The sequence below is a fragment of the Bradyrhizobium tropiciagri genome (assembly GCF_001189845.1).
In the GTDB taxonomy this organism is placed as follows: domain Bacteria; phylum Pseudomonadota; class Alphaproteobacteria; order Rhizobiales; family Xanthobacteraceae; genus Bradyrhizobium; species Bradyrhizobium tropiciagri.
The window spans coordinates 1-4,469 of sequence record NZ_LFLZ01000151.1 but is presented as its reverse complement, the minus strand read 5'-3'; the positions used below and the strand labels follow the sequence as shown (position 1 = coordinate 4,469).

At 64.7% G+C, this 4,469-nt stretch carries 4 protein-coding genes and 2 pseudogenes; 5 read left to right on the top strand and 1 reads right to left on the bottom strand.

Features of this window, described 5'->3' with window-relative positions; translation table 11 throughout:
- Positions 1 to 132: pseudogene (locus AKN84_RS49835) on the top strand (protocatechuate 3,4-dioxygenase subunit alpha); the annotation flags it as partial.
- An 11-nt stretch (positions 133 to 143) separates the two neighbouring features.
- Here AKN84_RS49835 and AKN84_RS44015 read toward each other — a convergent pair.
- Entirely contained in the window at positions 144 to 1,121 is a 978-nt protein-coding gene (locus AKN84_RS44015; RefSeq protein WP_050426561.1) for a LysR family transcriptional regulator, read from the bottom strand.
- Between the two features lie 220 nt (positions 1,122 to 1,341).
- Between AKN84_RS44015 and AKN84_RS44010 the strand changes: the two genes are divergently transcribed.
- From AKN84_RS44010 to pcaH, 4 genes and pseudogenes are all read left to right on the top strand, one after another.
- Positions 1,342 to 2,571, top strand: coding sequence for an ABC transporter substrate-binding protein (locus AKN84_RS44010; protein ID WP_050426560.1), 1,230 nt, complete (start codon positions 1,342 to 1,344; stop codon positions 2,569 to 2,571).
- A pseudogene (locus AKN84_RS44005) lies at positions 2,547 to 3,274 on the top strand (nitroreductase). Before AKN84_RS44010 ends, AKN84_RS44005 begins: the two are co-directional and overlap by 25 nt.
- Before the next feature lie 14 nt (positions 3,275 to 3,288).
- Positions 3,289 to 3,828: a 4-hydroxylaminobenzoate lyase gene (locus AKN84_RS44000; protein WP_050426559.1), complete on the top strand. Its 540-nt coding sequence runs from the start codon at positions 3,289 to 3,291 to the stop codon at positions 3,826 to 3,828.
- 38 nt (positions 3,829 to 3,866) lie between these two features.
- The coding region (gene pcaH / locus AKN84_RS43995) for a protocatechuate 3,4-dioxygenase subunit beta (RefSeq protein WP_050426562.1) at positions 3,867 to 4,469 on the top strand (603 nt) is incomplete at its 3' end.

Genomic DNA, 4,469 nt, shown 5'->3' with positions numbered 1-4,469 from the left:
GCTGACTCCACCCTCGCGCTGGTGCCGGCCGATCGCCGCGCGACGTTGATCGCGAAGAAGACAGGCGGCAACGCCTACACATTCGACGTCCATTTGCAGGGCGACAACGAGACGGTCTTCTTCGACGTCTAGCCATCTCACCGCTAGCCGCCGCGCCTGAGCTCCTCGGTGGCGCGCCGAAGCACTTCGTGAAGCCATTCGTGCGACGGCTCGTTCTCGACGCGTTCGTGCCAGAGCAACCGAACCTCCACGGGCGTCGTGGTGTAGGGCAGTTCATAAGTCGTGATCGCATGCGCCGCCTCAAGCGCACGCGCCAGTGGCCGCGGAACGATCGCGGCGAGTTCGGAATCGATCAGCAACGCGGGCAGCGCAAGGAAGTGCGGCAGCGAGACCGCGATCCGTGGCGGCCGGTCGCTGTCGGACAGTGCCCGTTCCAGCGCAGGGCGGTCGTACATCTCCGAACGGCGGGCGAGCCCGCGCTCGGAGATGAAGCCGCCGATCGCACCCTCCTGCTCGCCGCCAAAGGAGACGACAACCAGCGGCAGGCTGGCGAGCTTCGCGTTGTCGAGCCGGCCGAGCTTGCGCTTTTTGCCGACGATCAGCACGTCGTCATATTCGAACAGCAGTGCCGTGCGGAAGCGGCTCGGCGGCGACGAGAACACGCCGATGGCGACGTCGATGCGGCCGAGGTCGATCTGCTCGGCCAGGTCAATCCGTGTCACCGGCTTGATGGTGAGGTCGATCGCCGGAGCCTCGCGGCCGAGAATCTTCAGCAGCGGCGGCGCTAGCACCATCGTGGTGAAATCGTTGGCGGCCAGCGTGAACGACTTGGTCGAGGCTGCCGGAGCGAAAGTCGGCAACTCGACGGCGGCTTCCAACGATCGCAGCGCCTGGCGAACCTGCGCGGCCATCGTCAACGCGCGCGCGGTCGGCTGCATGCCTGTGGCGGTGCGGACAAACAATTCGTCATCCAACATCTCGCGCAACCGCGCCAGCGAGTGGCTCACCGCGGACTGGCTCAGCGCGACCTTCTGGCTGGCGCGCAGCACGCTGCGCTCCTCCATGACCGCATCGAACACCTTGAGCAGGTTCAAATCCAATGTCTTGAACGAAACGGACACGGTGAGATCCCGTCGGTGGCGGATCGCTCGCCCCGGCAAAATTCTGCGATCGCTCGCAGTTAAGGCCAGGCGCTCGGCCGATGCAACCGATCGGATTGTCCGAGCGCCTCGCCGCCGCCGGCGTTCTGAAGCCGGTTCAGGATCACCCTGCAACACTTTCACTTCCGCAATCCAGCGTTCTGGCCAAGATTGCCGGCGCCGGGTTGGGAGGAAGCAACAGATGAATGCCTCGGTGAAATCGGACCATGGTGGCGCGCGCAAGTCGCTCGGATTGGCGCTGGCGCTCATGACATTTGCGGCGCCTGCGCTCGCGCAAGACGGGCCGGTCAGGCTCGGCGTGCTGACTGACATGTCGTCGCTCTACGCCGACAATGGCGGCCCGGGCTCGGTCGTCGCGGCGCAGATGGCGGTCGACGATTTCAAGGGCAAGGTGCTCGGGCGCCCGATCGAGATCGTCGCGGGGGATCACCAGAACAAGGCCGACATCGGCGCAACGATTGCGCGGCGGTGGCTGGAAAACGAGAACGTCGAAGCGATCTTGGACGTCCCGAACTCCGCGGTCGCGTTGGCCGTGCAGGGCATCACCCGCGACAAGAAGAAGCTGTTTCTCGCGACCGGCGCGGCGACCTCGCGGCTGACCGGTGATGAGTGCTCGCCGACCGGCATCCACTGGACCTACGACACTTACGCGCTGTCGCGAGGCACGACCAAGGCGATCTCGCGCCTCGGCGCGAAATCCTGGTTCTTTCTGTCAGCCGATTATTCGCTCGGCGTGCAGCTCGAGGCCGACAGCCGCAAGGTGATCGATGCCACCGGCGGCAAGGTGGTCGGTGCCGTCAAACACCCGATCAACACGCCGGATTTCTCGTCCTTCCTGCTGCAGGCGCAGGCCTCCAAGGCGGACGTGATCGCGCTCGCCGACGCCGGCGGTGACTTCGTCAACGCCGTGAAGCAGGCGGGCGAGTTCGGCGTGACGCGCGGCCAGAAGCTTGCCGGCCTGCTCGTCTTCATCAACGACATTCACAGTCTCGGGCTGCAGAGCGCGCAAGGCCTGATGCTCAGCTCGGCCTTCTACTGGGATCTCAACAATGAGACGCGCGCCTGGTCGAAGCGCTACATCGAGAAGACCAGGAAAGTGCCGTCCATGATCCATGCCGGCACCTATGGCGCGGTCATGCACTATCTCAAGGCGGTCGAAGCCGCAGGCACGCTCGACGGGCCGACCGTTGCCGCCAAGATGCGCGAATTGCCGGTCAACGACTTCATGACCCGCAACGGCAAGATCCGTCCGGACGGCCGGCTGGTCCGCGACATGTATCTGTTCCGTGTCAAGGCTCCGGAGGAGTCGAAGTACCAGTTCGACTACTACCAGCTCCTGGCCACGATCCCGGGAGAAGAGGCCTTCAGATCGATGGAGGACGGCGGATGTCCGCTTGTGAAGAAGTCGTGATCGAGCCCGACGCAGCGCGCGGCGTTGCGCGCAATCCGATCGACGAGGTGATCGCCGGCCGGCTCTCGTGCCGTGAGTTCTCCGGTAGCCCCGTCCCGCGATCGACGGTGGAGCAGATCCTGCGCGTGGCGCGGTTCGCGCCGAGCGGCGCGAACATTCAGCCTGGCACGTCTATGTGCTCGCGGGCGCTGCAAAGGCCGAGGTGTCGGCTGCGCTGCTGCACGCGTTTGAGACGGAGCCAAGCGAGCACGTCTCCGAATATCAATACTACGCCAGCGAGTTTCCCGAGCCGTATCTCGGCCGCCGCCAGGAGTTCGGGCGATTGTTCTATGACTCGCTCGGTATCGCGCAAAGCGACACCGCGGCGCGGAGCCGGCAGACCGCAAAGAACTTCGCCTTCTTCGGTGCGCCGGTCGGATTGATCGTCACCATCGATCGGCGCCTCGCGACGGGAAGCTGGCTCGACCTCGGCATGTTCATCCAGAACGTGATGCTGGCGGCGGTCGGACGCGGGCTGCAATCCTGCCCGCAGGAAACCTTCGCCAAGTATCACCGCATCTTGCGACCGGCGTTGTCGATCCCGGCAGAGCAGATGGTGGCCTGCGGGATCTCGATGGGTCACCCCAGGGAGCGCGGGAGAGCGCGGCTGATGCCGCGCGCGGATCTGGAGGCGTTCGCCTCCTTCAAGGGTTTTGAGGATTAGAACAGGAGAAAGCCATGGGAAGCCGTGAACAGCTGATCGAACGCAGCATTCCGTTTCTGCGAGAAGTCAAGGACATGACGCCGAGCGCGGCGATGGAGCGATGGCTCAACGAGACCTATGGAGAGACGAGCGCGCTCTACCAGGACCTCGCTCGCCTCATCAAAATGGGAGTCGAGGAGGGCTGGGCGGCGAACCAGGAGGTCGAAGGCCCGAACTATCGGCGCAGCCGCATCCTCGAGCCGATCCCCGAGACGTTCCAGTTCAGCATCACCGCGGTCTACATGAACAGCGCCGATCCGCGCCGCTTCAGGGACGAGGACGATCATGACGTGCTGCGCGGGCAGTATCACGGCCACCCCTATGGCGAGCTCAACCTCGTCGTTCCCCTCGACAAGGGCGCCGAGTTGAAGGGGCTGCAGGGCTGGCAAGGACCGGGCTGGACCGCGCCGGATCCCGGCAGCCGGCATTATCCCGAAGTGCGAGGCGGCGCGGTCATCGCGCTGTTCTATCTGCCGGCCGGGCGCATTTCATATGACTTCAAGGCGCCGGCCTGACGCCGCGCAGATGCGCCCATTCTGTCTGGAGCAAGCACATGACGTTGATCTATCCGGTCGCTTCGAACAGCATCCAGCCCGCGCGGCTGTCTCCGGCCTATCGGAGCGCGATCAAGCGTTCGCCGCAAAAGCCACTGATCCCGATGCGCCACACGCTCTCGGAGCTGACCGGGCCGGTCTATGGTCATGAGACGGTGCGTGCACACGACAACGATCTCACCATTCAGGCCAAGGGCGAGCCGCTCGGCGAGCGCATCATCGTCCATGGTCACGTGCTCGACGAGGACGGCCGCGGCGTGCCCAACACGCTGGTCGAGCTGTGGCAGGCCAATGCCTGCGGCCGCTACATTCATGTCGTCGACCAGCATCCGGCGCCGCTCGATCCGAACTTTACCGGTGCCGGCCGCACGCAATCCGATGCGAGCGGCTACTACAAGTTCATCACCATCAAGCCCGGCGCGTACCCCTGGGGCAATCATCACAATGCGTGGCGGCCAGCGCATATCCACTTCTCGGTGTTCGGGCACTCGTTCGTCTCGCGTCTCGTGACGCAGATGTACTTCCCCGGCGATCCCTTGTTCCCGTTCGATCCGATCTTCAACTCGGTGACCGACGAGAAGGCGCGGGCGCGGATGATCTCG